A 602-nucleotide genomic window follows, 5' to 3' on the forward strand; every position below is an offset into this window, starting at 1 on the left:
GACTTCGCCGCGATCAACCTGCACGAGAAGAACCTCGCGTTCAACCTCGGCGGCCACGTCAACCACTCCGCGTTCTGGACCAACCTCTCCCCCGAGGGCGGCGGCGAGCCCACCGGCGAGATCGGCGCCGCGATCGACGAGCACTTCGGCTCCTTCGACGCCTTCAAGAAGCAGTTCGCCGCCGTCGCCGCCGGCGTCCAGGGCTCGGGCTGGGCCATCCTCGCCTGGGACTCCATCGGCTCCAAGCTCGTCACCGTCCAGCTCTACGACCAGCAGGGCAACCTCACCCTCGGCCTGACCCCGATCGTCCTGCTCGACGTCTGGGAGCACGCCTACTACCTCGACTACCAGAACGTGCGCGCCGACTACGTCACCGCCTGGTGGAACCTCGTCAACTGGTCCGACGCCGAGGCCCGCCTCCAGCGCGCCAAGACCCAGACCGCCGGGCTCATCGTCCCCGCCTGACGCCCCGCCAGACGACACCCCGCGGGCGAGCACGACACCGCCCGCCGGCGAACACGACATGAGGGTCGTTATCCATCGGATAACGACCCTCATGTCGTGTTCGGCAGCCTGACGGCGCGGGGTCGGGCTCAGTCCGC

The 602-nt window shown here is 68.9% G+C and carries 1 protein-coding gene; it reads left to right on the forward strand.

The features are described from left to right. Positions 1-465, forward strand: a 465-nt coding sequence (locus AC6CH9_RS20800; protein WP_498156597.1) for a superoxide dismutase, incomplete at its 5' end; no start/stop codon positions are given. Positions 466-602: the final 137 nt, after the last annotated feature.

It is taken from the genome of Cellulosimicrobium sp. GQ32, assembly GCF_059758455.1.